This window comes from Streptomyces sp. NPDC042371 (assembly GCF_056437465.1).
In genome coordinates this window covers 88,177-111,501 of sequence record NZ_JBWKAP010000008.1, presented here as the reverse complement: position 1 = coordinate 111,501, position 23,325 = coordinate 88,177, and the positions used below count along the sequence as shown (strand labels likewise).

25 protein-coding genes are annotated in these 23,325 nt (G+C 69.2%); 15 read left to right on the top strand and 10 right to left on the bottom strand.

Translation table 11 applies throughout. The features are described 5' to 3' along the window. Positions 1–37 precede the first annotated feature (37 nt). Together rpsR and rplI are read left to right on the top strand one after the other, a co-directional pair. Positions 38–274: a 30S ribosomal protein S18 gene (gene rpsR / locus AC068B_RS24660; protein ID WP_003949403.1), complete on the top strand. Its 237-nt coding sequence runs from the start codon at positions 38–40 to the stop codon at positions 272–274. 18 nt (positions 275–292) lie between these two features. Next, entirely contained in the window at positions 293–739 is a 447-nt protein-coding gene (gene rplI / locus AC068B_RS24655; RefSeq protein WP_268772296.1) for a 50S ribosomal protein L9, read from the top strand. Between the two features lie 187 nt (positions 740–926). Here rplI and AC068B_RS24650 read toward each other — a convergent pair whose 3' ends face one another. After that, on the bottom strand, positions 927–2,264 hold the full coding sequence (locus tag AC068B_RS24650) for an MATE family efflux transporter (RefSeq protein WP_478673841.1): 1,338 nt from the start codon (positions 2,262–2,264) through the stop codon (positions 927–929). A gap of 460 nt (positions 2,265–2,724) precedes the next feature. Here AC068B_RS24650 and dnaB point away from each other — a divergent pair, with 460 nt between their 5' ends. Then, entirely contained in the window at positions 2,725–4,200 is a 1,476-nt protein-coding gene (gene dnaB, locus AC068B_RS24645; protein ID WP_478673840.1) for a replicative DNA helicase, read from the top strand. Between the two features lie 65 nt (positions 4,201–4,265). After that, positions 4,266–5,717 carry an amidase gene (locus tag AC068B_RS24640; RefSeq protein ID WP_478673839.1) on the top strand — a complete coding sequence of 484 codons (1,452 nt, stop codon included), beginning with the start codon at positions 4,266–4,268 and terminating at the stop codon, positions 5,715–5,717. Positions 5,718–5,790: 73 nt separating this feature from the next. Here the strand turns inward: AC068B_RS24640 and AC068B_RS24635 are convergent, their stop codons facing one another. Both AC068B_RS24635 and AC068B_RS24630 read right to left on the bottom strand, forming a co-directional pair. Then, positions 5,791–7,032, bottom strand: a complete 1,242-nt coding sequence (locus AC068B_RS24635; protein WP_478673838.1) for a S1 RNA-binding domain-containing protein — start codon at positions 7,030–7,032, stop codon at positions 5,791–5,793. Positions 7,033–7,433: 401 nt separating this feature from the next. After that, positions 7,434–8,387: an SDR family NAD(P)-dependent oxidoreductase gene (locus AC068B_RS24630; protein WP_478673837.1), complete on the bottom strand. Its 954-nt coding sequence runs from the start codon at positions 8,385–8,387 to the stop codon at positions 7,434–7,436. Between the two features lie 71 nt (positions 8,388–8,458). On the opposite strand from AC068B_RS24630, the gene AC068B_RS24625 reads away from it, so the two are divergent. The 3 genes from AC068B_RS24625 to AC068B_RS24615 all read left to right on the top strand — a co-directional run bounded on the left by AC068B_RS24625 (position 8,459) and on the right by AC068B_RS24615 (position 10,913). Further along, complete coding sequence (locus AC068B_RS24625) at positions 8,459–8,929, top strand: MerR family transcriptional regulator (RefSeq protein ID WP_478673836.1); 471 nt, start codon at positions 8,459–8,461, stop codon at positions 8,927–8,929. 63 nt (positions 8,930–8,992) lie between these two features. After that, entirely contained in the window at positions 8,993–9,457 is a 465-nt protein-coding gene (locus AC068B_RS24620) for a carboxymuconolactone decarboxylase family protein (protein WP_478673835.1), read from the top strand. A gap of 79 nt (positions 9,458–9,536) precedes the next feature. Then, positions 9,537–10,913, top strand: coding sequence for a serine hydrolase domain-containing protein (locus AC068B_RS24615; RefSeq protein ID WP_478673834.1), 1,377 nt, complete (start codon positions 9,537–9,539; stop codon positions 10,911–10,913). 161 nt (positions 10,914–11,074) lie between these two features. Here AC068B_RS24615 and AC068B_RS24610 read toward each other — a convergent pair whose 3' ends face one another. Further along, positions 11,075–11,527: an N-acetyltransferase family protein gene (locus AC068B_RS24610; RefSeq protein ID WP_478673833.1), complete on the bottom strand. Its 453-nt coding sequence runs from the start codon at positions 11,525–11,527 to the stop codon at positions 11,075–11,077. Between the two features lie 44 nt (positions 11,528–11,571). Then, positions 11,572–12,030 (bottom strand): MarR family winged helix-turn-helix transcriptional regulator, encoded by a 459-nt coding sequence (locus AC068B_RS24605; protein ID WP_478673832.1) that lies wholly within the window; start codon positions 12,028–12,030, stop codon positions 11,572–11,574. A 140-nt stretch (positions 12,031–12,170) separates the two neighbouring features. Here AC068B_RS24605 and AC068B_RS24600 point away from each other — a divergent pair, with 140 nt between their 5' ends. Then, on the top strand, positions 12,171–13,379 hold the full coding sequence (locus tag AC068B_RS24600) for an MFS transporter (RefSeq protein ID WP_478673831.1): 1,209 nt from the start codon (positions 12,171–12,173) through the stop codon (positions 13,377–13,379). A 53-nt stretch (positions 13,380–13,432) separates the two neighbouring features. Beyond that, a complete protein-coding gene (locus tag AC068B_RS24595; protein ID WP_356261120.1) occupies positions 13,433–13,861 on the top strand; it encodes a GlcG/HbpS family heme-binding protein in 429 nt (142 codons plus the stop codon). Between the two features lie 118 nt (positions 13,862–13,979). On the opposite strand, the gene AC068B_RS24590 is transcribed toward AC068B_RS24595, so the two are convergent. Then, positions 13,980–14,849: a GNAT family N-acetyltransferase gene (locus AC068B_RS24590; RefSeq protein ID WP_478673830.1), complete on the bottom strand. Its 870-nt coding sequence runs from the start codon at positions 14,847–14,849 to the stop codon at positions 13,980–13,982. A 168-nt stretch (positions 14,850–15,017) separates the two neighbouring features. On the opposite strand from AC068B_RS24590, the gene AC068B_RS24585 reads away from it, so the two are divergent. Together AC068B_RS24585 and AC068B_RS24580 are read left to right on the top strand one after the other, a co-directional pair. After that, a complete protein-coding gene (locus AC068B_RS24585) occupies positions 15,018–15,650 on the top strand; it encodes an HAD family hydrolase (protein WP_478673829.1) in 633 nt (210 codons plus the stop codon). Positions 15,651–16,076: 426 nt separating this feature from the next. Further along, the gene (locus AC068B_RS24580) at positions 16,077–17,501 is read left to right on the top strand and encodes a globin domain-containing protein (RefSeq protein WP_478673828.1); all 1,425 of its coding nucleotides are present in this window, start codon (positions 16,077–16,079) and stop codon (positions 17,499–17,501) included. Positions 17,502–17,551: 50 nt separating this feature from the next. Here the strand turns inward: AC068B_RS24580 and AC068B_RS24575 are convergent, their stop codons facing one another. The 4 genes from AC068B_RS24575 to AC068B_RS24560 form a co-directional block, all read right to left on the bottom strand. Next, entirely contained in the window at positions 17,552–18,034 is a 483-nt protein-coding gene (locus AC068B_RS24575; RefSeq protein WP_478673827.1) for an NUDIX domain-containing protein, read from the bottom strand. A 58-nt stretch (positions 18,035–18,092) separates the two neighbouring features. Beyond that, entirely contained in the window at positions 18,093–18,998 is a 906-nt protein-coding gene (locus AC068B_RS24570) for a LysR family transcriptional regulator (protein WP_478673826.1), read from the bottom strand. Between the two features lie 217 nt (positions 18,999–19,215). After that, on the bottom strand, positions 19,216–20,382 hold the full coding sequence (locus AC068B_RS24565; protein ID WP_478673825.1) for a cystathionine gamma-lyase: 1,167 nt from the start codon (positions 20,380–20,382) through the stop codon (positions 19,216–19,218). A gap of 91 nt (positions 20,383–20,473) precedes the next feature. Then, positions 20,474–20,854 (bottom strand): phage holin family protein, encoded by a 381-nt coding sequence (locus AC068B_RS24560; RefSeq protein WP_356261139.1) that lies wholly within the window; start codon positions 20,852–20,854, stop codon positions 20,474–20,476. Positions 20,855–20,962: 108 nt separating this feature from the next. Here AC068B_RS24560 and AC068B_RS24555 point away from each other — a divergent pair, with 108 nt between their 5' ends. The 4 genes from AC068B_RS24555 (at position 20,963) to AC068B_RS24540 (ending at position 23,322) form a co-directional block, all read left to right on the top strand. Then, positions 20,963–21,280, top strand: a complete 318-nt coding sequence (locus AC068B_RS24555; RefSeq protein WP_356261142.1) for a cupin domain-containing protein — start codon at positions 20,963–20,965, stop codon at positions 21,278–21,280. 198 nt (positions 21,281–21,478) lie between these two features. Next, entirely contained in the window at positions 21,479–21,700 is a 222-nt protein-coding gene (locus AC068B_RS24550) for a DUF5326 family protein (RefSeq protein WP_356261145.1), read from the top strand. Positions 21,701–22,067: 367 nt separating this feature from the next. After that, positions 22,068–22,781, top strand: a complete 714-nt coding sequence (locus AC068B_RS24545) for an IclR family transcriptional regulator (RefSeq protein WP_478674161.1) — start codon at positions 22,068–22,070, stop codon at positions 22,779–22,781. A 103-nt stretch (positions 22,782–22,884) separates the two neighbouring features. Then, a complete protein-coding gene (locus tag AC068B_RS24540) occupies positions 22,885–23,322 on the top strand; it encodes an SsgA family sporulation/cell division regulator (protein ID WP_356261148.1) in 438 nt (145 codons plus the stop codon). Positions 23,323–23,325: the final 3 nt, after the last annotated feature.

Sequence of the window (23,325 nt, the reverse complement as noted above, 5' to 3'; positions counted from 1 at the left end):
CCGTACCCACACTTCTTGATCACACAGGAGAAACACCATGGCGAAGCCGCCTGTGCGCAAGCCTAAGAAGAAGGTCTGCGCTTTCTGCAAGGACAAGGTCACGTACGTGGACTACAAGGACACGAACATGCTGCGGAAGTTCATTTCCGACCGCGGCAAGATCCGTGCCCGCCGCGTGACCGGCAACTGCACGCAGCACCAGCGTGACGTCGCCACGGCCGTTAAGAACAGCCGTGAGATGGCGCTGCTGCCCTACACGTCCACCGCGCGATAAGGGAAGGGTGACCGACTAATGAAGATCATCCTCACCCACGAGGTCTCCGGCCTCGGCGCCGCCGGCGAGGTCGTAGACGTCAAGGACGGCTACGCCCGCAACTACCTGATCCCGCGGAACTTTGCGATCCGCTGGACCAAGGGTGGCGAGAAGGACGTCGCGCAGATCCGTCGTGCGCGCAAGATCCACGAGATCGCGACCATCGAGCAGGCCAACGAGATCAAGGCCCAGCTCGAGGGCGTCAAGGTCCGTCTGGCCGTTCGCTCCGGCGACGCCGGTCGTCTCTTCGGTTCCGTCACCCCGGCCGACATCGCTTCGGCGATCGAGGCTGCCGGTGGTCCGAAGGTCGACAAGCGCCGTGTCGAGCTGGGCGCGCCGATCAAGACGCTGGGCGCCCACGCGACGTCCGTGCGTCTGCACCCCGAGGTTGCCGCGAAGGTCAACGTCGAGGTCGTCTCCGCCTAAGCACTGCGCTTGGCAGAGCTGAAGCAACCGTTGGGCCGTACCCCTTGGGGTGCGGCCCAACGTGCTTTGCGGAACATCCGGCTTCGTGGAACGTCCGGCGCAGAGGGCGCGCTGTTTCACGTGAAACAGCGCGAAATGCTCAGCGCGTGGTGCTGCCAAATGCTCACCGAGTGGTGCTGCGTAGCGGTCACCGCGTGGCGCCCGTGACGATCCAGTGGCCGGAGCGGGAGCGCAGCCACAGGGTCAGCATCCGCACCGCCATCATCAGCGTCATCGCTCCCCACAGGGCGGTCAGGCCACCGCCGAAGGTCGGTACGAGCAGGGCGACGGGGGTGAAGGCGGCCAACGTGACGATCATCGCCCAGGCGAGGTACCGTCCGTCGCCCGCACCCATCAGGACGCCGTCCAGCACGAAGACGATGCCGCAGATGGGCTGGGCGAGGGCGATCACGACGAGGGCGGGCAGTGCCGCGTCCTGGACGCTGCCGTCGCTGGTGAAGAGCGGGATGAACACCGGCCGCGCGAGAACGACCAGCAGACCGAGCACGACCCCCGAGGCGACGCCCCACTGAACCATCCGGCGGCAGACGGCGCGGGCGCCCTCCGGATCGTTGGCGCCCAGGTAGCGTCCGATGATCGCCTGCCCGGCAATGGCGATGGCGTCGAGCGCGAAGGCCAGCAGACTCCACAGGGACAGAACGATCTGGTGGGCGGCCACGTCGGAGTCGCCGAGGCGAGCGGCGACAGCGGTCGCGATCATCAGGATGGCGCGCAGCGAGAGCGTGCGGACCAGGAGCGGCGCACCGGCTTGTGCGCAGGCCCGGATCCCGGCGGCATCGGGGCGCAGTGAGGCGCCGTGCCGCTTGGCGCCGCGTACGACGACGAAGAGGTACACGGTGGCCATGGCGCACTGGGCGATGACGGTGCCCCAGGCGGAGCCGGCGATGCCGAGGTCGGCGCCGTAGACCAGGCCGATGTTGAGGACGCCGTTGGCGACGAAGCCGCCGATCGCCACGTACAGCGGGGTTCTGGTGTCCTGCAGTCCGCGGAGCACGCCGGTGGAGGCGAGCACGACGAGCATGGCGGGGATGCCGAGTGAGGAGATCCGCAGATACGTGACGGCGTACGGGGCCGCGGTGTCGGAGGCGCCGAAGAGGTCCACGAGGGCGGGTGCGGTGGGCAGTACGACGGCGATGACGGCGGCACCGAGGAGAAGTGCGAGCCAGATGCCGTCCATGCCCTGCCGGATGGCGGCCTGGAGGTCACCGGCGCCCACTCGGCGGGCGACGGCGGCTGTGGTGGCGTAAGCGAGGAAGACGAAGATGCTCACCGCGGTGGTGAGGAGCGCCGAGGCGACGCCGAGACCGGCCAGCTGGGCGGTGCCGAGGTGCCCGACGATGGCGCTGTCGGCCAGCACGAAGAGGGGCTCGGCGACCAGGGCGCCGAACGCGGGGACGGCGAGGGCGATGATCTCTCGGTCGTGCCTTCGCCGGGCGGCCTTGGGCGGCGCGGGAGCCTGTGTCATGGACACCAATCTAATCTTCCACAGGTAAGAGATGCAATGTTATTGAGACCCTTACTCGATCTCCTGTCGGGCGCGCCGTCACGCGTCGTTTGCGGGGATCTTGGTCCGACTGGGAAAGTTTTTCTTCTGCACAGCCAGTGGATGGGAAAGTTGCAGGTCAGGGCGTGTTTCGCAAACTCGCTGAGGGCTTGTTCACAGGGCTGTCCACCGGGCCGTGCACAGGTTTGGCGGAGTTCTCCACAGCATCGGGCCCGTCATCCACACCGCCTGTGGATAACCAGATTGGCTGACGGTGCCCACAGGCCTACCGTGGTCCGGCGCCCGCCTCTTCGTACGACCTCGGAAAGACCGAAAAACCGACGCGTCAGAACCGGAGTTGGGCCCCCTTATTTGTCAGTGTCGTGCCGTAGGAAAGAGGGGCACGGCGAGGTCCGCACGGCGGACGGGAGGAGGTGGCCCGGTGAGTATCTCCGAGCCTTTGGACGACCCCTGGGCCGACAGCGGTCCCAGTGACCGTCTGCCCGTCTCCCGCCAGCGCCGCGAAGGTGGCCGGGGCCGTGACGAACAGCACGACCGCGGCCGCGAGGGCGGCTGGGACGGCGGAGGTTCGTCGTTCGAGCGCGTCCCCCCGCAGGATCTCGACGCGGAGCAGTCGGTGCTCGGCGGCATGCTGCTCTCCAAGGACGCCATCGCCGATGTCGTCGAGGTCCTCAAGGGCCACGACTTCTACCGGCCGGCGCACGAGACGGTCTACGCCGCGATCCTCGACCTCTACGCGAAGGGCGAGCCTGCCGACCCGATCACCGTGGCGGCCGAGCTCACCAAGCGCGGTGAGATCACCAAGGTCGGCGGCGCATCGTATCTGCACACACTGGTCCAAACGGTCCCGACCGCGGCGAACGCGGAGTATTACGCGGAGATCGTCCACGAGCGAGCGGTGCTGCGCCGCCTCGTGGAGGCCGGCACGAAGATCACGCAGATGGGATACGCGGCCGACGGCGACGTCGACGAGATCGTCAACAGCGCCCAGGCCGAGATCTACGCGGTCACCGAGCAGCGCACCACCGAGGACTACCTCCCGCTCGGCGACATCATGGAGGGCGCTCTCGACGAGATCGAGGCGATTGGCTCGCGGTCGGGGGAGATGACCGGTGTACCGACCGGCTTCACCGACCTCGACCAGCTCACCAACGGCCTGCACCCGGGCCAGATGATCATCATCGCGGCCCGTCCCGCCATGGGTAAGTCGACGCTGGCCCTCGACTTCGCGCGGGCCTGTTCGATCAAGCACAACATGCCGAGCGTGATCTTCTCGCTCGAAATGGGGCGCAACGAGATCGCCATGCGTCTGCTGTCCGCCGAGGCGCGCGTGGCCCTGCACCACATGCGCTCCGGCACCATGACCGACGAGGACTGGACGCGCCTCGCCCGGCGCATGCCGGACGTCTCCGCAGCCCCGCTCTACATCGACGACTCCCCGAACCTGTCGATGATGGAGATCCGCGCCAAGTGCCGTCGCCTCAAGCAGCGGAACGACCTGAAGCTCGTCGTCATCGACTACCTGCAGCTGATGCAGTCCGGCGGATCCAAGCGGTCCGAGAGCCGCCAGCAGGAAGTCTCGGACATGTCGCGAAACCTGAAGCTGCTGGCCAAGGAGCTGGAGCTGCCGGTCATCGCGCTCTCGCAGCTGAACCGTGGCCCCGAGCAGCGCACGGACAAGAAGCCCATGGTCTCCGACCTGCGTGAGTCCGGATCGATCGAGCAGGACGCGGACATGGTGATCCTGCTGCACCGCGAGGATGCGTACGAGAAGGAGTCACCGCGCGCGGGCGAGGCGGACATCATCGTGGGCAAGCACCGTAACGGCCCCACGGCGACGATCACCGTTGCCTTCCAGGGCCACTACTCGCGCTTCGTGGACATGGCGCAGACCTGATCCGGTCCGCTTGTGCGAATCGGCATTTCCTGCCCTCCTCCAGGTGCCGTTACGGTCCCCGATTCATGGAGCAGATTTTTCCGACGGCCGAGAAAATGACGGCTGCCTTGCGTGCCGGTGAAGTGACCTCGGCAGAACTGACCGACGAGGCGATCGCCCGCATCGAGCGGGACGACAAGCCGATCAATGCCATCTGTGTGCCGGACTTCGACGGTGCACGGGACGCCGCGCGCCGCGCCGACCAGGCGCGCGCCGACGGTGAGGACGGGCCGCTGCTCGGCATTCCGGTGACGGTCAAAGAGTCCTACAACATCGCTGGGATGCCCACGAATTGGGGCATGCCAGCACATCGGGACTTCATGCCGACCGAGGACGCGGTGCAGGTGTCGCGGCTCAAGGCCGCGGGCGCGGTGGTGCTCGGCAAGACCAACGTGCCCTTGGGGCTGCAGGACATACAGAGCTTCAACGAGATCTACGGCACCACCAACAACCCGTGGGATCACAGCCGCACATCGGGTGGATCCTCCGGCGGATCGGCGGCGGCCCTGGCGTCCGGATTCGGCGCGCTGTCCATCGGCTCCGACATCGCCGGTTCGTTGCGTACCCCCGCACATTTCTGCGGCGTCTACGCGCACAAGCCGACGCTCGGGCTGGCGGCGACCCGCGGTATGGTCCCGCCGCCCGGACCGGCGTTGCCGATCGAACCCGACCTCGCCGTCGTCGGGCCGATGGCGCGCAGCGCCCGCGACCTCACGCTCCTGCTCGACGTCATGGCCGGACCGGATCCGCTGACGCACGGTATGGCGTACGACTTGACGCTGCCGCCCGCGCGCCACGAGCGGCTCGGCGACTTCCGGGTCCTGGTCCTCGACGAGCATCCGATCATTCCGACCGGTTCCGCGGTGCGGGCGGGCGTGCGGCGCGTGGCCGACGCGCTTGCCGACGGCGGCGCCCACGTCGAACGGCACAGTCCGCTGCTGCCCGATCTGACCGAAGCCGCCATGCTCTACCGGCAGTTGCTGTTCTCGAGTTCCGTTGCACGTTTTCCCGTCGAGGAGTACGAGCAGGTGCGGGCGCAGGCCGCCGGACTGAGCGCGGACGACCAGAGTCTCGATGCGGCGCTGCTGCGCGGCATGGTGTGCAGTCACCGTGACTGGATCGAGGCGAACAACCGTCGTGAGGTCCACCGCCACGGCTGGCGGCAGCTCTTCGCGGAGTTCGACGCCGTGGTGTGCCCCATCACGCCCACTCCCGCGTTCCCGCACGACCACAACCCCGATCCGAGGGAGCGCCGGATCGACATCGACGGCGTCGAGTACCCGTACTTCGACCAGCTCGTCTGGGCCGGTCTGGCCACCATGCCCGGCCTGCCCGCCACCGCCATCCCCACGGGCCGGTCTCCCGAGGGCCTGCCCGTGGGAGTGCAGCTCATCGGCCCGATGTTCGAGGACCGCACCCCGCTGCGGCTGGCCGAACTGCTCGAGCAGGAGATCGGCGGCTTCCAGGCACCGGAGTAGGCAACCGCTCGCGAGGCCCTGCAGGCGATGACGCATGCAGGGCGCAGGCTGAGGGTTCGCACCCTGTCCGGGGTCACGCCTCCGGGGCGGCCCGGCGGTGCGAGAGGGTGATGAGTCGCCGGGTCAGGTCCACGTCGAGGATCTTGACCCGGAGGGTGGCGCCGACCTCGATGCCGGGCCGAGGGCCGTCCGAAGACGCTTCCTCCAGTTCGGAGTCGTGCACCAGCCCCTCGAAGCCGTCCGCCCGCTCCTCGATGCGTACGAAGACGCCGAACGGCACGACCTTGGTGACGGGGCCGACTACCGTCCGGCCGATCATCGCCCGGAGCTGAGGCATCGGGTCTGCGTGGAGGGCCTTGAGGGACAGGGACACGCGTTCACGCGCGAAGTCGACGTCGAGGATCTCGGCGCGGATCTGCTGGCCGACGGAGACGGCTTCGGACGGGTGGTCGAGGTGGCGCCAGGACAGCTCGGGGATGTTGATGATCGCTTTGAAGCCGGAACTGTCGGCCATGCCGGAGCGGTCGGCCATGCCGACGTTGCCGCCGATGTCCACGAAGGTGACACCGAAGTCGGCGACGTGGGCCACCGTGCCGCTGGTGATGTCACCTCGGCGGAGCGTCTTGAGGAAGGCGTACGTGCGGTCACCGGGTGCGGGGTCGGTCCGCCAGCGGGCGCGGATCACTCCGTCGCTGTCCGGCACGACGGCGGTGAACAAGGGCACGCGCTCATCGGCGTCCACGGACAAGAGCGCCGCCGCGTCGGCCCCGTACAGCCGGTCGGCCAGCTGATCGAACTCGGTCTCGTCGACGACAGCGCTGTGGATCAGGCCATCCCCGTCCTGCCAGACTCCTTCGACCAAGCCGTCCGCGGGGAGGCCGTCGAGGACCGCTGCGGTGTCGGACGACAGGCCGGGCCACACCGCGAGACGAGCGCGAGGAGCGATCCGGGAGCGGACCTCTTCGACGGCTCGGTGGGTGAGGCGGTGCCAGCGCGTCACGCCGTCGATGTACGTCTCTTCCAGGAGTCCGGCACGGCCGTTCGCGACTGCCCAGCTCACGCAGTCCCAGAACTCGTCGTCGCCAGGCCGGACCATGCCTTCGTCGTCGATCTCCATGGCGTACGGAGAGGCCTCAAGGCGCTCCGGGAACAGCCCCAGAGCGCGGGTCCGGGCCAAGGCCCCTTCGACGGGCCGACCGCTGCCGACATAGAGGTACTGGTCCCAGCCCACGTGCACGGCGAACGCGTCCTCCCACTCCAGTCGGCACCAGGCACCCGACTCGCGCAGCATGAGACGCGTCAGCTCGAGCCCCACGGCCAGCGATACTTCCGCCCCGTCGTGGAAACCTTCGTGAAAGCCGTCGTGGAAGCCATCGGAACCGGCCGGGAAGAGCGCGCCGAGCCCGAGCCCGAGGCCGCCCGAGCCGTGCCCCGCGTCGGCCGGGGGGGGGGTGCCCGGTGCCGAAGTGCGCGAGGGACGGGACCCACGGCTCGCGCACGGACAGCCGGTCGATCCCGGCCTCCTCGGCGAACGCCTGGACCGCGTGGAGGTAGGCCGCCTCCTGCACGCCGTGGTCGCTGACGCTGTCCTCGGCGCCGGTGTAGTGACCGTGGGCGTCGCGGTCGGCCGGGTCGTACTTGGTCACGCGGTAGGTGTAGGGAAGCTGCACGCGTCCATCTTCCGGCAGCGTTCGGATTTTGCTCGGGCCCAGAACCTCAGAACGCGCTGAGGCCGGTGAGTTCGCAGGAGAGGTCCCAGAGCCGGGCCGCGGCGTCGGGATCGACGGCCCAGGGCTTGACCCCGCCGATCAGCATGTCGTCGGTGGTGGCCGGTTCGGCGACGTCGCAGTCCTGGCAGTACGCCCCTCCCCGGTCGTCCAGCAGGGGCGAGGTCGCCGCCCACACCGCCGTTGCCGCGCCCTGCTCCGGGGTCTTGAAGCCGACGGCGGGCGTCCCGTCCGGAGTCACCCAGCCCTGCGCGAGCCACTCCTCGCGCGGGATGTGGCGCTGCAGCGGAGTGAGGATGCTGCCGGGGTGCACGGCGTGGGCGCGCAGGCCGTGGTCGGCGCCGAGGTGGTTCAGGTGCAGTGCGAAGAGGGCGTTGGCGGTCTTGGACTGGGCGTAGGCCAGCCACCGGTCGTAACCGGTGCGGAAGTGGAGGTCGCTCCAGCGGATGTCGGAGAGGAAATGTCCGGAGGAGGCGACGGCCACGACGCGGGCCCCGTCCGGTGCGAAGGCCGGGCGCAGACGATGGGTCAGTGCGAAGTGCCCGAGGTGGTTGACGGCGAAGTGTGCCTCCCAGCCGGGGCCGACGCGCGTCTCCGGGCAGGCCATCATGCCCGCGCCGTTGATGAGGATGCCGAGCGGGCGGCCGGTGTCGAGGAAGCGTTCGGAGAAGACGCGGACGCTCTCCAGGTCCGCGAGGTCGAGGGCGTGCACCTCGGTCCTGGGCAGGCCGCGCAGGGCGTGCTCGGCGGTCTCGGGGCGGCGGGCGGGGATGACGACGTGCGCGCCCGCGCGGACGAGGGCGCGGGTCGTCGCGAGCCCGAGGCCGGAGTATCCGCCGGTCACAAGGGCCGTGGTGCCCGCCAGTTGCATGCCTGCGAGAACGTCGTCGGCCGTGCTGTGGGCGCCGAAGCCCGTGCCGAGCTTCCGCTGTTCGGTGATCATGGCTGCGACGCTAAAACCTAGAGCGCGCGCTAGATCAAGAGAGAGCTCGACCAGCAACGTACGGTCGCGTCATGAGCGAGTATCCGGGCGCCGCGCCCGAGGGGAACACGAGTGGCCTGTCCATCGGGAAGGTCGCCGAGGCAACCGGCCTGAGCGTGCACGCCCTGCGGTTCTTCGAGCGAGAAGGGCTCTTCCTGCGCGAGATCCCGCGGACCGGCGGAGGGCGGCGCAGCTACGAACAGGCGGACGTGGACTGGCTCCTGCTGTGCGGGCGGCTGCGGGTCTCGGGCATGCCGATCGCCACGATCAGGAAGTTCGCAGCGCTCGTACGCTCCGGGCCCGGCAACGAGCGGGACCGCCTGGCGCTTCTCCAGGAGCACGAGCGCGACGTACGCGCGAAGATCGACGACCTCAACGCCTGTCTGGAGGTCGTCCACGGCAAGGTCGTCACCTACGAGCAGCACCTGCGCGACGGGACGGCCGCGGGCCTCTGGTCGCCGGGGACGCTCACATCTCCGCGTCGCGATTCGTCGGTGCAATGACGGACCACAACGACGCCACTGCGGCCAACAGCGGCGCCGGGCAGACGCTTGAGGAGAAAACTCATGCAGGCTCGTATGCAGAACCCCGCCTTGATCATCCCTGAGGCCATGACGGCCTTGCTGAGCCTGTCCCAGGTCACCAGGAAGCAGGGACTGTCCCAGGCGACGATCGAGCTGGTGCAGCTGCGCGTGAGCCAGATCAACGGAAGCAGCGTCTGCGTGGACGGAAACGTGCGCAGTGCCGCCGCGGCGGGTGCCACCGAGGAGCAGCGCTCGGCGGTCGCGGGCTGGCGGCACTCGTCCTGCTTCACGGCCGCGGAACGCTCCGCCTTCGCCCTCGCGGAGGCCGCCACCCGGCTCGCCGACCGGCCCGACCCGGTCCCGGCCGCGATCTGGGGCGAGGCCGCGCACCACTTCACCGAGCGGGAGCTCGCGGCGATCGTCCTCGCCATCGGCGTGGCCAACATGCTCAACAGGATCAACATCACCACCCGGCGGCGCGCGGGCTCACAGCCTTGGGAGTGCTGACCCGGGAGACCTGTCGGTGAGGTCCGTCGGCCCGTCGAATTCGCTCGACGCACGGGCGCCTCCCAGGTGAACTGGTCCCATGACAACACCCCGTGAAGAGCTGCTCCCTTCCACCCGCCGAGCCCTGCTGCACCGAATCGCCACCGCCCAGACGGAGGGCCGGTCCCCCTCCCTGATGGCCGCGGTGGCCCGGGACGGTGAGCTGGTGTGGGCCGGTGGCCGCAGCATGGTGGACGGGCACGAGCCGGACGAGGACGTCCAGTACCGCATCGGCTCGATCACCAAGACCTTCACCGCCGTACTGGTGATGCGGCTGCGTGACGAGGGCGTCCTTGACCTCGGCGACCCGCTGGAGAAGCACCTGCCGGGAACCGGCGCGGGGGAGGCGACGATCGCCGAACTCCTCGCGCACACCGGCGGGCTGGCGGCCGAGACGCCGGGAGAGTGGTGGGAGCGCACTCCGGGAACGACTCGCCCGGAGCTCGCGGACGTCCTTGGTGAGGAGCCCTTCAAGCACCCTGTCGGCAGGCGCCACCACTACTCCAACCCCGGCTATACGTTGCTGGGTTCGCTGGTGGAGGCGCTGCGGGGCGCTCCGTGGGAGGACGTGCTGCGCCGCGAGGTGCTCGAACCGCTGGGGCTGAACCGTACGAGTGCGCAGCCCCAGGCTCCGCATGCCGGAGGCTGGGCCGTGCACCCGTGGGCGGACGTGATGATGCCGGAGCCCGCCGAGGACCTGGGCCTGATGGCGCCGGCCGGTCAGCTGTGGTCCACGACGGCGGACCTGGTGCGCTTTGGACACTTCCTGGTCAAGGGCGACGACCGGGTCCTCGGTGCGGATTCCGTACGGGAGATGCGGACGCCGTCGGCGCCGCTGCCGACCGGAGAATGGGACAGGGCGTACGGCCTGGGAGTGGACCTGCTGCGGTGGGAGAGGGGCAGCCTGGCGGGGCACAGCGGTTCGCTGCCGGGCTTCCTGGCGGCCCTGTGGGTGAGCGAGGCGGACGGTCTGGCCGCGGTCGCGCTCGCCAACTGCACGTCAGGGCCGCCGGTGGCGGCGCTGGCCGTGGACCTGGTGAAGATCGTGGCCGATGCCGAGCCCCGGATCCCGGAGCCTTGGCGGCCGCTCCCCGAAGTCGACCAGAAGGTGCTGGAGCTGGCGGGCCCCTGGTACTGGGGGACTCAGGTGCTCGTGCTGCGTCTGACGGCCGATGGCGGGGTGGAGCTGGGGCCGTTGTCCGGGGCGGGACGCTCAGCCCGGTTCCGGCCCAACGGTGACGGCACATGGACGGGGCTCAACGGGTATTACGCGGGGGAGCTGTTGAAGGCGGTGCGGCGGCCCGACGGATCGGTGAGCCACCTCGATGTGGGTTCGTTCGTCTTCGCCCGCAAGCCGTACGACGAGGGAGCGCCGATTCCGGGCGGAGTGGACGCGCAGGGGTGGCGGGGCTTCTAGCCTTCTGGCTCTCTGGTTCCCCTGGTCTTTCGGAGGTTCCTCACGATGCATGGTGACGGGGCCTGTTTCACGTGAAACAGGCCCCGTTTCACGTGAAACGGGCGCATCTGCAGCTGCCGGTGCATCTGGCGCTGCCGCTGCCGTTGCAACCAAGGGTGGCTTCAGAGCTGCAACTTGAAGCCCAGATGCGACGCCGAGAACCCGAGCCGCTCGTAGAAGCGATGGGCGTCGATACGGGTGGCGTCGGACGTCAGCTGCACCAACTGGCAGTTCTGGCGCCGGGATTCCGCTACGGCCCATTCGATGAACCGCGTACCGAGCCCGCTGCCGCGCTCGTCGGCGTGCACGCGTACGCCCTCGATGATCGAGCGAGTGGCGCCCTTCCGGGAGAGCCCCGGAACGATCGTGAGCTGGAGCGTGCCGACGACGCGTCCCTCGCGCACGGCGACGACCAGACGCTGGTTCGGGTCACCGGCCAGCCGCTCGAACGCCGTGACGTACGGAGTGAGGTCGTCCGGCGACTCGCGTGCCGCGCCCAGGGGGTCATCGGCGAGCATGCCCACGATGGCGGGCAGATCCGCGGTGACAGCAGGGCGTATTTCAAGATCTCCCATGGACCGCAGCCTATGCGCAGGCCCCGGCCCATGGGGCTGCGCGGTTACGCGGTCACGCGCAGCGTCTCGACGGCCTTGACCAAGGGTGCGAGCTCCGGGTTCCGCGCGGCCTCGTCGAGCGCCTCGCGCAGGGCGGCGTCGTTCGTGGGACGCGCCTCGGCGAGGAGAGCGGCGCCGGTCTCGCTGACGTCGGTGTAGATGCCGCGGCGGTCCGTGGGGCACAGGTAGCGGGCCAGCAGGCCGCGCTCCTCCAGCCGGGTCACCAGGCGTGTGGTCGCGCTCTGGCTCAGTACCACGGCATCGGCGACCTGCTTCATCTGCAGGTGGCCTCCCTCGCCGTCGTGCTGGCGGTTGAGTACGTCCAGAAGGCTGTACTCCCGCACGCTCAGGCCGTGCTTGGTCTGGAGAGCGCGCTCTACGTGGGCCTCGATCTTCCCGTGGAGCAAAGAGAGGGCGCACCAGCCTTGGGCGAGCGCGGTGAGTGCGGGGTCTGTCGCTGTCATGGCTCTTGTTCCTCCGTCCCGGAGCGGCTGCACCCAGAGTAGTCCACCCAGTGCAATATCCAGCGCTTGCACATAGCCCGCGTCTGCAACTATTGTGGACGCACGTTAAGCGCACCTGCAATCGTTTGGAAGGTAGATCTATGCCTCTCGCGCTTCTGGCCCTCGCGATCGGGGCTTTCGGAATCGGAACCACCGAGTTCGTGATCATGGGGCTGCTTCCCGAGGTCGCGGGTGACTTCGGTGTCTCCATCCCGACGGCCGGCTTCCTCGTGACCGGCTACGCCCTCGGCGTCGTGCTCGGCGCCCCGCTGATGACCGCCCTCGGCACCCGCATCCCGCGCAAGCGGATGCTGATGCTGCTGATGGGCCTCTTCGTCGTCGGCAACCTGCTCTCCGCCGTGGCCCCGGTCTTCGGCGTGATGCTGGCCGGTCGTGTCGTCGCCTCTCTCGCGCACGGCGCCTTCTTCGGCATTGGCTCGGTCGTCGCGGCCGAGTTGGTCGCTCCCGAGAAGAAGGCCGGGGCGATCGCCATGATGTTCTCCGGCCTCACGGTCGCCAACGTGGTCGGCGTTCCGCTCGGCACGCTGGTGGGCCAGGCCATCGGCTGGCGGATCACCTTCGTGATCGTCGCCGCCCTCGGTGTGTTCGGCCTGTTCGGCATCGCCAAGCTCGTACCGGACCTGCCCAAGCCCGAAGGCGTACGGCTGCGCGACGAGATCGGGGCCTTCCGGAACGTACAGGTGCTGCTCGCCATGGCGATGACGGTCCTCGGCTTCGGCGGCGTCTTCGCGGCCATCACCTACATCACGCCGATGATGACGGACGTCGCCGGTTACGCGGACTCCTCCGTCACCTGGCTGCTCGTCCTCTTCGGACTCGGCATGGTCGGCGGCAACCTCGTCGCGGGACGGCTCGCGGACCGCGCGCTGATGCCGATGCTGTACGTGACGCTCGGCTCCCTCGCCCTGGTGCTCGGTCTGTTCACCTTCACCGCGCACAACAAGGTCGCGGCGGCCGTGACCGTGCTGCTGATCGGAGCGCTGGGCTTCGCGACCGTGCCGCCCCTGCAGAAGCGCGTCCTGGACTACGCCTCGGGCGCCCCGACGCTGGCCTCCGCGGTCAACATCGGCGCCTTCAACCTGGGCAACGCGCTGTCGGCCTGGCTCGGAGGGCTCGTCATCTCCGCCGGGTTCGGCTACACCGCCCCCAACTGGGTCGGCGCGGTGCTCGCCGCTTCCGCCCTCGTCCTGGCCATCGTCTCGGCCGCCCTGGAGCGTCGCTCCGGAGCACTCAGCCCGATCGTGGCGAGCGCGGGACCGGTCGAGCAGCGGACGCCTGTCCACCACTGACCCCCCATCCCCCTCCGTACCCCCAAGCACCACCCCACAAGGAGAAACCCCTCATGAGCACCACCACCCCCACCGCTGTCGCCCCGCTGACCATCGGCGACGCCGAGGCCCTCGTCACCGCGGCCCGCCGCGCCGCCGAGGAAGCCGGTGTCACGGTCAGCGTCACCGTCCTCGACGCGGGCGGCCACCTCCTCGCCTTCCGACGCGACGACCGGGCCGTCCTGATCTCCGGTGAGACCAGCACCCGCAAGGCCTACACCGCCCTTCAGCTGAACGCCCCGACCGCCGACCTCGTCGACGCGGTCCAGCCCGGCGGCCTCTTCCACACCCTGCCCACCGCGCTCGACCGCCCCCTGCTCTTCATCGCGGGCGGGGTTCCGGTCCACCGTGACGGCCGCCTGATCGGTGCGGTCGGTGTCGGCGGCGGTGCGCCCGAGCAGGACCACGGCTTCGCGACGGCGGCCGTCGAGGCCCTCGCGTAGCAGGTCAGAGGCGTACGAGAAGGCCCGCTCCCGGAGATTCCGGGGGCGGGCCCTTCTGCGATGCGGCAGCTTCCGACGGTGGTCGACGCGGCAGTTTCCGGCAGCGGCGACTGCCGGATCAGCCCGCCGCGACCGTCAGCGGGGCGAAACGGCGGGACCAGTCGCCGGGAAGCTCCGGCGTTCCGTACGCCATCACGGAGTTGAAGGCGACGGACTCCAGGCCGCTCTCCTTCACCCACGCCAGAAGCTCTTCATGCCGTACGTCGATGTCAGTGCGCAGCGGTCGGTCCGTACCGGCGCCGAGGGAGGCGATGAGCGCCTTCGCGGTCTCGGTGTCCCGTGCGACGAGCGGGCCCACGACATGGGTCTCCATGTTGGGCCAGGCGCCCGCGTAGCCGACGATCCTGCCGTCGGCCTCCGCGACCCGCAGCTGGTCCGTGAAGGCGGGGAGCCGGGTGATCACATGCATGCGGTCGTGGCCGAAGACCTCGGTGTCGAGCCGGATGATGGCGGTCAGGTCCTCCGCGGTGGCGGGCCGGGTGGCGACATCGGGCACTGCTTCCACCGGGGCGAAGCGCCCCCTGACCATCTCGGCCCGGCCGATCACCTCGAAGCCGAGCTGCTCGTAGAGGGGGCGGCCGTTCGGGGTCGCGTGGAGAGTCAGAGGGGTGGTGCCCGCTTCCTCGATGGCGTACTGCATCAGTCGGCGGCCGAGGCCCTGGCGGGCGTACCGCTCGGCTACGAGGACCATGCCGATCGCCGCGAGACCGGGGCGCTCATAAGGGCCGTACTGGGTCACTACGTAGGCGCCCATGAGGCCGTTGCCGTCAGGGGCGTCGATGCCGTAGCCCGTTCCGGCCGACAGCAGCAGGCCCCACTTGTGTTCTTCACGCGGCCAGCCCCGGTCCTCGGACAGATCGGCGCAGGCCCGCAGATCGCGGGGGGTCAGTCGGCGGATGGGCGGTGCGGAGAGGGAAGGTGTCGACACGCGGGTCAGGCTGTCTGACGTACATCCTCGGCGTCCACCCGTTTGTGGGCAGAAGCACGTAGCTTTTGGCCACGGTTCAGCTGCTCGTTTCACGTGAAACACGGCACCGAGGGAGAAGACGGGGGCTTCCGACGGCAGAAGCGGCCGTGGGCACTAGCCTCGGCGTACATGGCACGCCTACACCTCTTCGATCTGGACGGGACGCTGCTGCACGGCACGGCGGCTCCGGTGGAGATCTCGCGGCAGCTCGGCCTGGACGCGGAGATCACCGAACTCGAGCGGGACTTCGTGGCAGGGCACCTCGGCTCACCCGAGTACGCGGCGCGGGTGCACGCCCTGTGGGCGGAGCTCACGGAGGCACAAGTGACGGCGGCCTTCGACGGCGCCCCCTGGCTCGACGGCATCCAGGAGACCTGGGCCGAGATCCGGGAGGGCGGTGACTACTGCGCGGTCGTGTCCCTGTCGCCGTCGTTCTTCGTGGAGCGGCTCGTCGGGTGGGGCGCCCATGCCGCGCACGGGTCGGTCTTCCCTGCCGTGCCGTTCACCGAGCCCGTCGATCCGACGGGCATCCTCAACGCGGCGGCCAAGGTGAAGATCGCGGACCGGCTCTGTGAAGAGTTCGGGCTGGGCAGGGACGATTGCGTCGCGTACGGTGACTCGCTTTCCGACCTGGACTTGTTCGGCGCGGTGCCCGTTTCCGTGGCGGTCAATGCGGATCAACGGCTGGTGAGCCTGGCCACGCACTCCTATGTCGGGCGTGATCTGCGTAAGGCGTACGAATTGGTCCGGCACGACCGGTAATTGAGCCAATTGGCAGGCAGGCCCCTTGAATTCAAGGCGAAGGGGAGAGGGCCTTGTGCGTCCGGCGGCTGCCGGTATGGTCGATCAAGGTCCGTGCCGGGTGGGTCTCTTCGCACTCCGGGGGCGCGGCGCGCAGGTAAAAGAAGCCTAACGGGGCATAGAGATCAAGAACCCGTACTTCTTGTTATGCCGCCGACGCGGCGGCGGGGAATGGGATGCTGCGATGAGGCAGCTGCGGCCAATGTCACATTCTCGGCCTACTTGTCCGTAGGGTCCGGGGTCGAGGTTCAATGTGGCCATATCAGCCATCGAGGCGGAAAGCGCGGGGACAGAGACAGGGCGGGGACGGCACAGGGCGGGGACAGCAAGCAGCTTCCGGCAGGGAGTGCGCAGACCGACCGAGAGATGTTCGAGGCGAGGCACAGCATGGACGCTCCGACCACCACGTCGGCGGATGACAGCACTTCCGGCGACGGAGGCGGCTGGTTCACCCCGCGCAAGACGCCGAAGGGGCCGGAGGACGGGGAGCAGCACCAGCCCGACGCTTCCGCGCCGCCCGCCACGGAGGCCCTTCCCGGCGCCTTCGCGACGCCCGCCGCCGAACCGCAGGACAGCCGAATATCCGCCGCCCCTGCCGTTCCGCCGGAGCAGCGGACTGTTCCTCCTCAGGCGCAGGCCGTGTCTCCTCAGGCGCAGTCCACAGCGCCCCCGATATCCGCCCAGCAGCCGAAGGCGGCACAGAAGGCCTCCCCCGACGCCGTTCTGGTGCAGCGCACGATGGCCGAAATAGCGCCCGTCGCCGACAAGGTCACCTCGTACTTCTACGCGCTGCTCTTCACCCGCCACCCCGACCTCCGCGCCCTGTTCCCCGTGGCGATGGACACCCAGCGCGACCGCATCCTCAAGGCGCTGCTGACCGCCGCCGAGCACATCGACCACACCGACGTGCTCGTCTCTTACCTGAAGAACCTCGGGCGCGGACACCGGAAGTACGGCACCCAGCCCGAGCACTATCCGGCCGTTGGCGAGTGCCTGATCGGCGCCCTGAGCCGGTACGCGAGCGCGAGCTGGGACCAGGAGACCGAGGCAGCCTGGGTCCGGACGTACACGACGATCTCCCAGGTCATGATCGACGCGGCTGCCGAGGACGAGCTGCGCGCCCCCGCCTGGTGGTTCGCCGAGGTCGTCGCGCACGACCTCAGGACCTCTGACATCGCTGTCGTCACGGTCCGGCCCGACCAGCCGTACCCCTTCCTCGCCGGGCAGTACACCAGCCTGGAGACCCCCTGGTGGCCCCGCGTCTGGCGGCACTACTCCTTCGCGTCGGCCCCACGCCCGGACGGGCTGCTGTCCTTCCACGTCAAGGCGGTGCCCGCCGGGTGGGTCTCCAACGCCCTGGTGCACCACGCCCGTCCCGGTGACATCCTGCGGCTCGGACCGCCCACCGGTTCGATGACCGTCGACCACACCACCGACAGCGGACTGCTCTGTCTGGGGGGCGGCACGGGCATCGCGCCCATCAAGGCCCTCGTCGAGGACGTCGCGGAACACGGCAGACGGCGCCCCGTGGAGGTCTTCTACGGAGCGCGCACCGATCACGACCTGTACGACATCGACACGATGCTGCGTCTGCAGCAGTACCACCCCTGGCTCGCCGTCCGGCCGGTCGTCGACCAGCGGGCCCAACTGCCGGACGCCGTGCGCGAGTACGGCCCGTGGAACGAGTACGACGCGTACCTCTCGGGACCGCCCGGCATGATCCGCAACGGCGTGGACGCCTTGAGGGACATCGGCATCCCGGAGGGCCGGATCCGCCACGACGCCGTCGAGGAACTGGTGGCGTCGGACTAGGCAGGCCCTGTGCGGGGTCGGCGGAGGTCGCCCAGCTCGGGGCGGGGGCGTCAGCCCAGGTCAGGGGCGTGCATCGCGCGTACGCCCTCGATGTTGCCGTCCAGGTAGTGCCGCAGGGACAGCGGCACGAGATGGACCGAGGCGATGCCGACCCTCGTGAAGGGCACGTGCACGATCTCGTACTCGCCGCACGGCTCCTCGATCTCGGGGCCGTGCCGCAGGCCGGTGTCCATGGACTCCAGGCGGCAGACGAAGAAGTGCTGCACCTTCACACCGGTCGCGCCGCCGTCCTCGCCGATGTGCTCGACGGTGTCGACGAAGCAGGGCACGACATCGGTGATCTTGGCGCCCAGTTCCTCGTGGACCTCGCGATGGAGCGCGTCGACGACGGAGTCGTCCTCCGGCTCCACGCCGCCTCCCGGAGTGATCCAGTACGGATCGACGCCCGGCTTGCTGCGCTTGATCAGGATCAGGTCGTCTCCGTCCAGCAGGACGGCGCGTGCGGTGCGCTTGACCACGGGTCGGACGGTCATGGGGGAAATGTGGCCCGGACTGTTCCACGTGAAACATCGTGAACCAGTCGGGCCCCCATCAAGCCCAGTCGACCGCAGCGCGCAGCAACCACTCGTGCGCCCGCGCAATGTGCGGCATGGAGAGTGTTCCGGTGCGTACTGCCAAGAAGTACGTACGCAAGGGGGGCACCACAGGGTCGAGCAGAGCCACGATGTCGCCGCGCTCCAGGGCCGGGGCACACAGGTAGCGGGGCAGGACGGCGAGCCCCGCGCCCGCGGTCGCACATGCGAGGACGGCGCGCAGATCCGGCACGATGACGGCACCCGACGCCGTGGGGCGGGCGTCGAAGACGGCGGCCCAGTAGCGGGAGACGAACGGCAGCGACTCGTGGACCTCGACCACCGGAAGGTTCTCGAACGGCAGCGTCGCCCGGTGACGCAGCCCGTCGGCCCCCACCCGGGCCGCCCAGCGCTCCCCCGCGACCAGGACGTGCTCCTCGTCGCAGAGCGGTGTCGCGGTGAGCAGCGGGCCGCGTGGCCTGACCGTGGTGATGGCGAGGTCGTGGTGGCCTGCGGCGAGCCCTTCCAGCGTCTCCTCGGCGGTGCCGAAGGAGGCGCGCAGGGCGTGGCTGTGGCCGTCCTGGCCGGTCAGAGCGGTGAGTGCGGGCAGTGCGCGCTCCGCGGTGAACTCCGGCGGTCCCGCGAGGTGGAGGGTGCGTACCGACGAGTCCTCGTCGAGGCCGGTCTCGGCGATCTCCACCAGGGCGTCCAGATGGGGTGCGGCCTTGTGCGCGAGCTCGTCGCCGATGGTCGTGGGGGTCACCCCGCGGGCCTGACGCAGGAAGAGGGGCCGTCCCAACTGCCGCTCCAGCGTGCGGATCTGGGATGTGACGGCAGGCTGGGAGAGCCCGAGCAGAGCTGCCGCGCGGGTGAAGGAGCCGGCCCGGTGCACCGTCACGAAGGTGCGCAGCAGGGCCAGATCCATGGCGACGTGCCTCCCCTTCGTGTCCTCAGGGCGCGCCCAACTATAAATATGTCGATAGCTTTCTGTCGCTACTGTGATTGGACACTGACACAGAGTCAACTAGCCTTGTTGGCGCGGTTCTTCGCGCGCAGAACCGGAACGGTCCGAGCCACGAGGGGGGAGGCTCGGACCGTTCGTTGTACGTAGCCGGGGTGCCGGAGCGAGCGCCCGGGGCCGGTCAGTCGTCGGAAGCGGACACCTCGTCCAGCGCACGCAGCACGTCCGCCACGAGGTCGTCGGGGTCCTCGGCGCCCGCGGAGAAGCGGATGAAGCCCTCCGGAACGGCGTCGCCACCCCAGCGCCCGCGGCGCTCGGCCGTCGACCGCACGCTGCCGAAGCTGGTCGCGTCGTCGACCAGACGCAGCGCTCCGAGGAAACGCTCGGCACGGCCGCGCGTCGGCAGCGTGAACGAGAGCACGCACCCGAAGCGGCGCATCTGCCGCGAGGCGACCTTGTACGAGGGGTCGTCGGGCAGTCCGGGATAGCGCAGTCCTGCCACCTCTGCGCGGCCGCGCAGGGCCTCGGCGAGGGCCAGGGCATTCGCGTTCTGCCGGTCGGCACGCAGCTGCAGCGTGGCCAGTGAGCGATGCGCGAGCCAGGCCTCCATCGGCCCGGGGATCGCCCCGACGATCTTGCGCCAGCCCCGCACCGACGCCGTCAGCTCCGCGTCACGGCAGGCGACGTACCCCAGGAGGATGTCCCCGTGGCCGGTGAGCATCTTGGTGCCGCTGGCCACCGCGAAGTCCGCGCCGAGTTCCAGAGGGCGCTGGCCGAGCGGTGTCGCCAGGGTGTTGTCCACCGCCACCAGCACGCCACGCGCGTGTGCCGCATCGGCGAGCCGCCGCACGTCGCACACGTCGAGCCCGGGGTTGGACGGCGTCTCGATCCACAGCAGCTTGGCGCCGTCCAGGACGTCGAGCTGGGCGTCGTCGCCCGTCGGGGCGGTGCGCACCTCGATGCCGTACGCCGTGAGCTGCTCGCGGACCAGCGGAAGGACCTGATAGCCGTCGTCCGGCAGGACCACCGCGTCACCGGCGCGCAGCTGCGAGAACAGGACCGCCGAGATCGCGGCCATGCCGGAGGCGAAGACCAGAGTCTCGACGTCCGCACCCGAGTCCGGCGCCTCGAGCTCGCCGATGGCGCGCTCCAGATGCGTCCAGGTGGGGTTGTCGTCGCGCCCGTAGGCGTAGCCGCCCGTGGGGTCGCCCGGCAGGTGGAAGTGCGCGGCGAAGACAGGACCGGGCAGCGTCGGCTCGTGTTTCACCGGCTCGGGCAGTCCGACCCGGACCGCCCGCGTACCGTCGCCGATGGCGCCGTTGTTTCCTATGGGTCCCGATTCCGTCATGCCGCCCGCCTTTCCACTGCTTCACGTACTGCGTCGAGCAGGCCTTCGCTCGCCGCCGCCACCATTCTCGGGTACGCCCCGGACCGCTCGGTCAGTCGTTGTCGTCGGGCAGGACGACGTTCATGGCCCACGACACGACCGAGATGATCAGGCCACCCAGAACGGCGGTCCAGAACCCCTCGACGTGGAAGCTCACGTCGAACTTGTCGGCCAGCCACGAGGTGAGCAGCAGCATCAGGGCGTTGACCACCAGGGTGATCAGGCCGAGGGTCAGGATGAACAGGGGGAAGGTGAGGACCTTCACCACGGGTTTGACCAGGAAGTTCACCAGCCCGAAGAGCAGGGCGACGACGATGAGCGTGCCGACCTTCTTGCCCGTGCTGTCGCCGGTCAGGGTGATCTTGTCGAGCAGCCATACGGCGACGGCCAGGGCCGCGGCGTTCGCGATCGTCTTGACTACGAAATTCTTCATGTGTCTGATCGTGGCAGACACGGGCCGGGAACGGTCGGCCCACCTGGGCCCGCGAGCAGCAGGGCGCGCAGTGGCAGCACGGTCATCAGCGAGGGGTGTACGACGGCGATGAAGGCTTTCCGGCTGGACGAGCTGGAGGCGGAGCGTGCCGCTAACGACGGCGCGTATCTGCAGTTCCTGCGCGAGAAGAACATGTCGGTCGGGCTGTACGCGCTCAATGCCGGGGACACCGATCCGCAGCAGCCGCACGGGCAGGACGAGGTGTACATGGTCGTCAGCGGGCGCGCGGCGATCACCGTGGGCATGGAGACGACGCAGGTGGCGCGGGGCAGCGTGGTCTACGTGCCGGCCGGTGTCGCCCACAAGTTCCACCACATCAGCGAGGACCTGCGGGTGCTCGTAGTGTTCTCTCCTCCGGAGTCCTGATCTCCCCTCCCCGGGAGTCCTGATCTCCCTCCGCAGGTTGACCTCTTCAGGGCTCCGACCTCGGGGTTCCCTAAGGGTCGGATCAGGGGAGGACAAGGGCTCCGAGGCCCCCGCGGAGCCCTTCGGCGCCCTAGCATCGAATGCAAGAAGCCAGGAACCTGCGGAGATTCAGAAACAGAGCGGAGAGAGGTAAGGACGATGGCAACCAAGGAGATCTTTGCGGGAATGCCGTGGTGGGTGAAGTGGGTGGCCGTGCCGGTCGTCGCACTCGTCGTGTTCGGCAGCTTGATAGCGACCGTGGTCGGATTCGTGGTCGGCCTGCTCTTCAAGGCACTCCTGTTCGTAGCCTTGGTCGGCGGACTCATCTATGTCGTACGGAAGTTCATATCCGGCTCGTCCTCGTCGCGCACCGACTGGTGATTCTTGCCGAGGGTTCCCTCGGGCGGGGGAAGTTTCCCAGTGGGGCGCCGTAGGACGGTGGCCGAGGATTAGAGTCCGGAATCCGACGTGGGGGCCGATCCCCGCGGACGGGTATACGCGTACCGCTCTTCCCTCGCTACCCGGGCACGGGCGGACCCTCCACGCGCTTCGGGAGTGAACCTTGGCCGCGGTCGACACCAGCACCTCACCGGTCGACACCACCAGCTCGCCGGTCGACGCCACCACATCACCGGCCGGCACGGCCCCCGCCACCGCCACCGGCACGGACTCCGTCACGGGCACAGACTCCGCCACCGGCACAGACTCCGTCGGCGGGCCCACCCTCATCGGCTCCGTGCAGCGGGCGATGCGCCTGCTGGAAGCCGCCGCGTCGCACCAGAGCGGGGCGCCCGCAAAGCAGTTGGCGCGGGAGGCAGGAATCGCGCTCCCCACCGCGTACCACCTGCTCCGCACCCTGACCCACGAGGGCTATCTGCGCCGGGACAAGGGCGTGTTCGTGCTCGGCGAGGCAGCCGAGCGGCTGAGCAGCAGCGGAGCGCAGCAGAACCGACGCGCAAGGATCGACGAGGCCCTGGCGCACTGGCGCGACACCATCGGCGTCCCCGTGTACTTCGCCGTCTACCGGGAGGGGGAGATCGAAATCATGGCCGTCGCGGACACCCCGGGCAACCCCGCCGTCGAGGAGTGGGCGGACTTCCGGGAGACGGGACATGCCCACGCGATCGGCCAGTGCCTGCTGAGCCAGCTCGACGACAAGGCAAGACAGGACCACCTCGACCGCTATCCGGTTCAGTCGATCACGCGCTACTCGGTCCGGGACGACCGCACGTTCATCCGGCGGCTCGACGCGATGGAGCGCATGCGGCCCGTCGTGGAGCGCCAGGAGTACGCGCTCGGGACGCTCTGCGCGGCTGTCCCGATCATGGCCGGGGACACCGCGGCGACCATGGCCATTTCCGTACCCTCCTCGCAAGCCGATCGACTGCTGCCGGCGGCCGAAAAGTTGCAGCGGGAGATCGGAAAGCTACTAGGGACACTCGCCTTCTCTATCAGCATCTGAAAACTCACTCCTTGTGATCTGGTGCTCACGTTAAGCAAGATGCCAGATGTGTCAGGGAGCTGGTTCCTGGCCACTTGAGGGCCAAGTGACGGGGTAGGGCGCGATGGGCGAGACGGTGCAGGCAGAGGTCATGATGAGCTTCCTCGTTTCCGAGGAGCTGTCGTTTCGCATCCCGGTGGAGCTGCGCTACGAGCTCGCGGACCCCTATGCCGTGCGGCTGACGTTCCATCTGCCGGGGGACGCCCCGGTGACCTGGACCTTCGGCCGGGAGCTGCTGGTCGACGGGGTGGGCAGGCCGTGTGGGGACGGGGATGTGCGCGTCGAACCCACCGACTCCGCCATGCTCGACGAGGCCCTGATCAGGCTTCAGGTCGGCGCCGATCAGGCGCGGTTCAGGGTGGGCATCCCTCCGCTGCTCGCCTTCCTCGACCGTACGGACAAGCTGGTGCCGCTGGGGCAGGAGCGGGCGCTCGCCGACTTCGAGACACATCTCGACGAGGCGCTCGACCGGATCCTCGGAGAAGAGCAGAACGCAGGTTGAGCC

What these genes read in the sequence shown, in the direction of transcription:
- rpsR (WP_003949403.1), top strand. Translation starts at nt 38, where the DNA reads ATGGCGAAGCCGCCTGTGCGCAAGCCTAAGAAGAAGGTCTGCGCTTTC.
- rplI (WP_268772296.1), top strand. Translation starts at nt 293, where the DNA reads ATGAAGATCATCCTCACCCACGAGGTCTCCGGCCTCGGCGCCGCCGGC.
- AC068B_RS24650 (WP_478673841.1), bottom strand. Translation starts at nt 2,264, where the DNA reads ATGACACAGGCTCCCGCGCCGCCCAAGGCCGCCCGGCGAAGGCACGAC.
- AC068B_RS24640 (WP_478673839.1), top strand. Translation starts at nt 4,266, where the DNA reads ATGGAGCAGATTTTTCCGACGGCCGAGAAAATGACGGCTGCCTTGCGT.
- AC068B_RS24630 (WP_478673837.1), bottom strand. Translation starts at nt 8,387, where the DNA reads ATGATCACCGAACAGCGGAAGCTCGGCACGGGCTTCGGCGCCCACAGC.
- AC068B_RS24625 (WP_478673836.1), top strand. Translation starts at nt 8,459, where the DNA reads ATGAGCGAGTATCCGGGCGCCGCGCCCGAGGGGAACACGAGTGGCCTG.
- AC068B_RS24620 (WP_478673835.1), top strand. Translation starts at nt 8,993, where the DNA reads ATGCAGGCTCGTATGCAGAACCCCGCCTTGATCATCCCTGAGGCCATG.
- AC068B_RS24615 (WP_478673834.1), top strand. Translation starts at nt 9,537, where the DNA reads ATGACAACACCCCGTGAAGAGCTGCTCCCTTCCACCCGCCGAGCCCTG.
- AC068B_RS24610 (WP_478673833.1), bottom strand. Translation starts at nt 11,527, where the DNA reads ATGGGAGATCTTGAAATACGCCCTGCTGTCACCGCGGATCTGCCCGCC.
- AC068B_RS24605 (WP_478673832.1), bottom strand. Translation starts at nt 12,030, where the DNA reads ATGACAGCGACAGACCCCGCACTCACCGCGCTCGCCCAAGGCTGGTGC.
- AC068B_RS24600 (WP_478673831.1), top strand. Translation starts at nt 12,171, where the DNA reads ATGCCTCTCGCGCTTCTGGCCCTCGCGATCGGGGCTTTCGGAATCGGA.
- AC068B_RS24595 (WP_356261120.1), top strand. Translation starts at nt 13,433, where the DNA reads ATGAGCACCACCACCCCCACCGCTGTCGCCCCGCTGACCATCGGCGAC.
- AC068B_RS24585 (WP_478673829.1), top strand. Translation starts at nt 15,018, where the DNA reads ATGGCACGCCTACACCTCTTCGATCTGGACGGGACGCTGCTGCACGGC.
- AC068B_RS24580 (WP_478673828.1), top strand. Translation starts at nt 16,077, where the DNA reads ATGGACGCTCCGACCACCACGTCGGCGGATGACAGCACTTCCGGCGAC.
- AC068B_RS24575 (WP_478673827.1), bottom strand. Translation starts at nt 18,034, where the DNA reads ATGACCGTCCGACCCGTGGTCAAGCGCACCGCACGCGCCGTCCTGCTG.
- AC068B_RS24570 (WP_478673826.1), bottom strand. Translation starts at nt 18,998, where the DNA reads ATGGATCTGGCCCTGCTGCGCACCTTCGTGACGGTGCACCGGGCCGGC.
- AC068B_RS24565 (WP_478673825.1), bottom strand. Translation starts at nt 20,382, where the DNA reads ATGACGGAATCGGGACCCATAGGAAACAACGGCGCCATCGGCGACGGT.
- AC068B_RS24560 (WP_356261139.1), bottom strand. Translation starts at nt 20,854, where the DNA reads ATGAAGAATTTCGTAGTCAAGACGATCGCGAACGCCGCGGCCCTGGCC.
- AC068B_RS24555 (WP_356261142.1), top strand. Translation starts at nt 20,963, where the DNA reads ATGAAGGCTTTCCGGCTGGACGAGCTGGAGGCGGAGCGTGCCGCTAAC.
- AC068B_RS24550 (WP_356261145.1), top strand. Translation starts at nt 21,479, where the DNA reads ATGGCAACCAAGGAGATCTTTGCGGGAATGCCGTGGTGGGTGAAGTGG.
- AC068B_RS24545 (WP_478674161.1), top strand. Translation starts at nt 22,068, where the DNA reads ATGCGCCTGCTGGAAGCCGCCGCGTCGCACCAGAGCGGGGCGCCCGCA.
- AC068B_RS24540 (WP_356261148.1), top strand. Translation starts at nt 22,885, where the DNA reads ATGGGCGAGACGGTGCAGGCAGAGGTCATGATGAGCTTCCTCGTTTCC.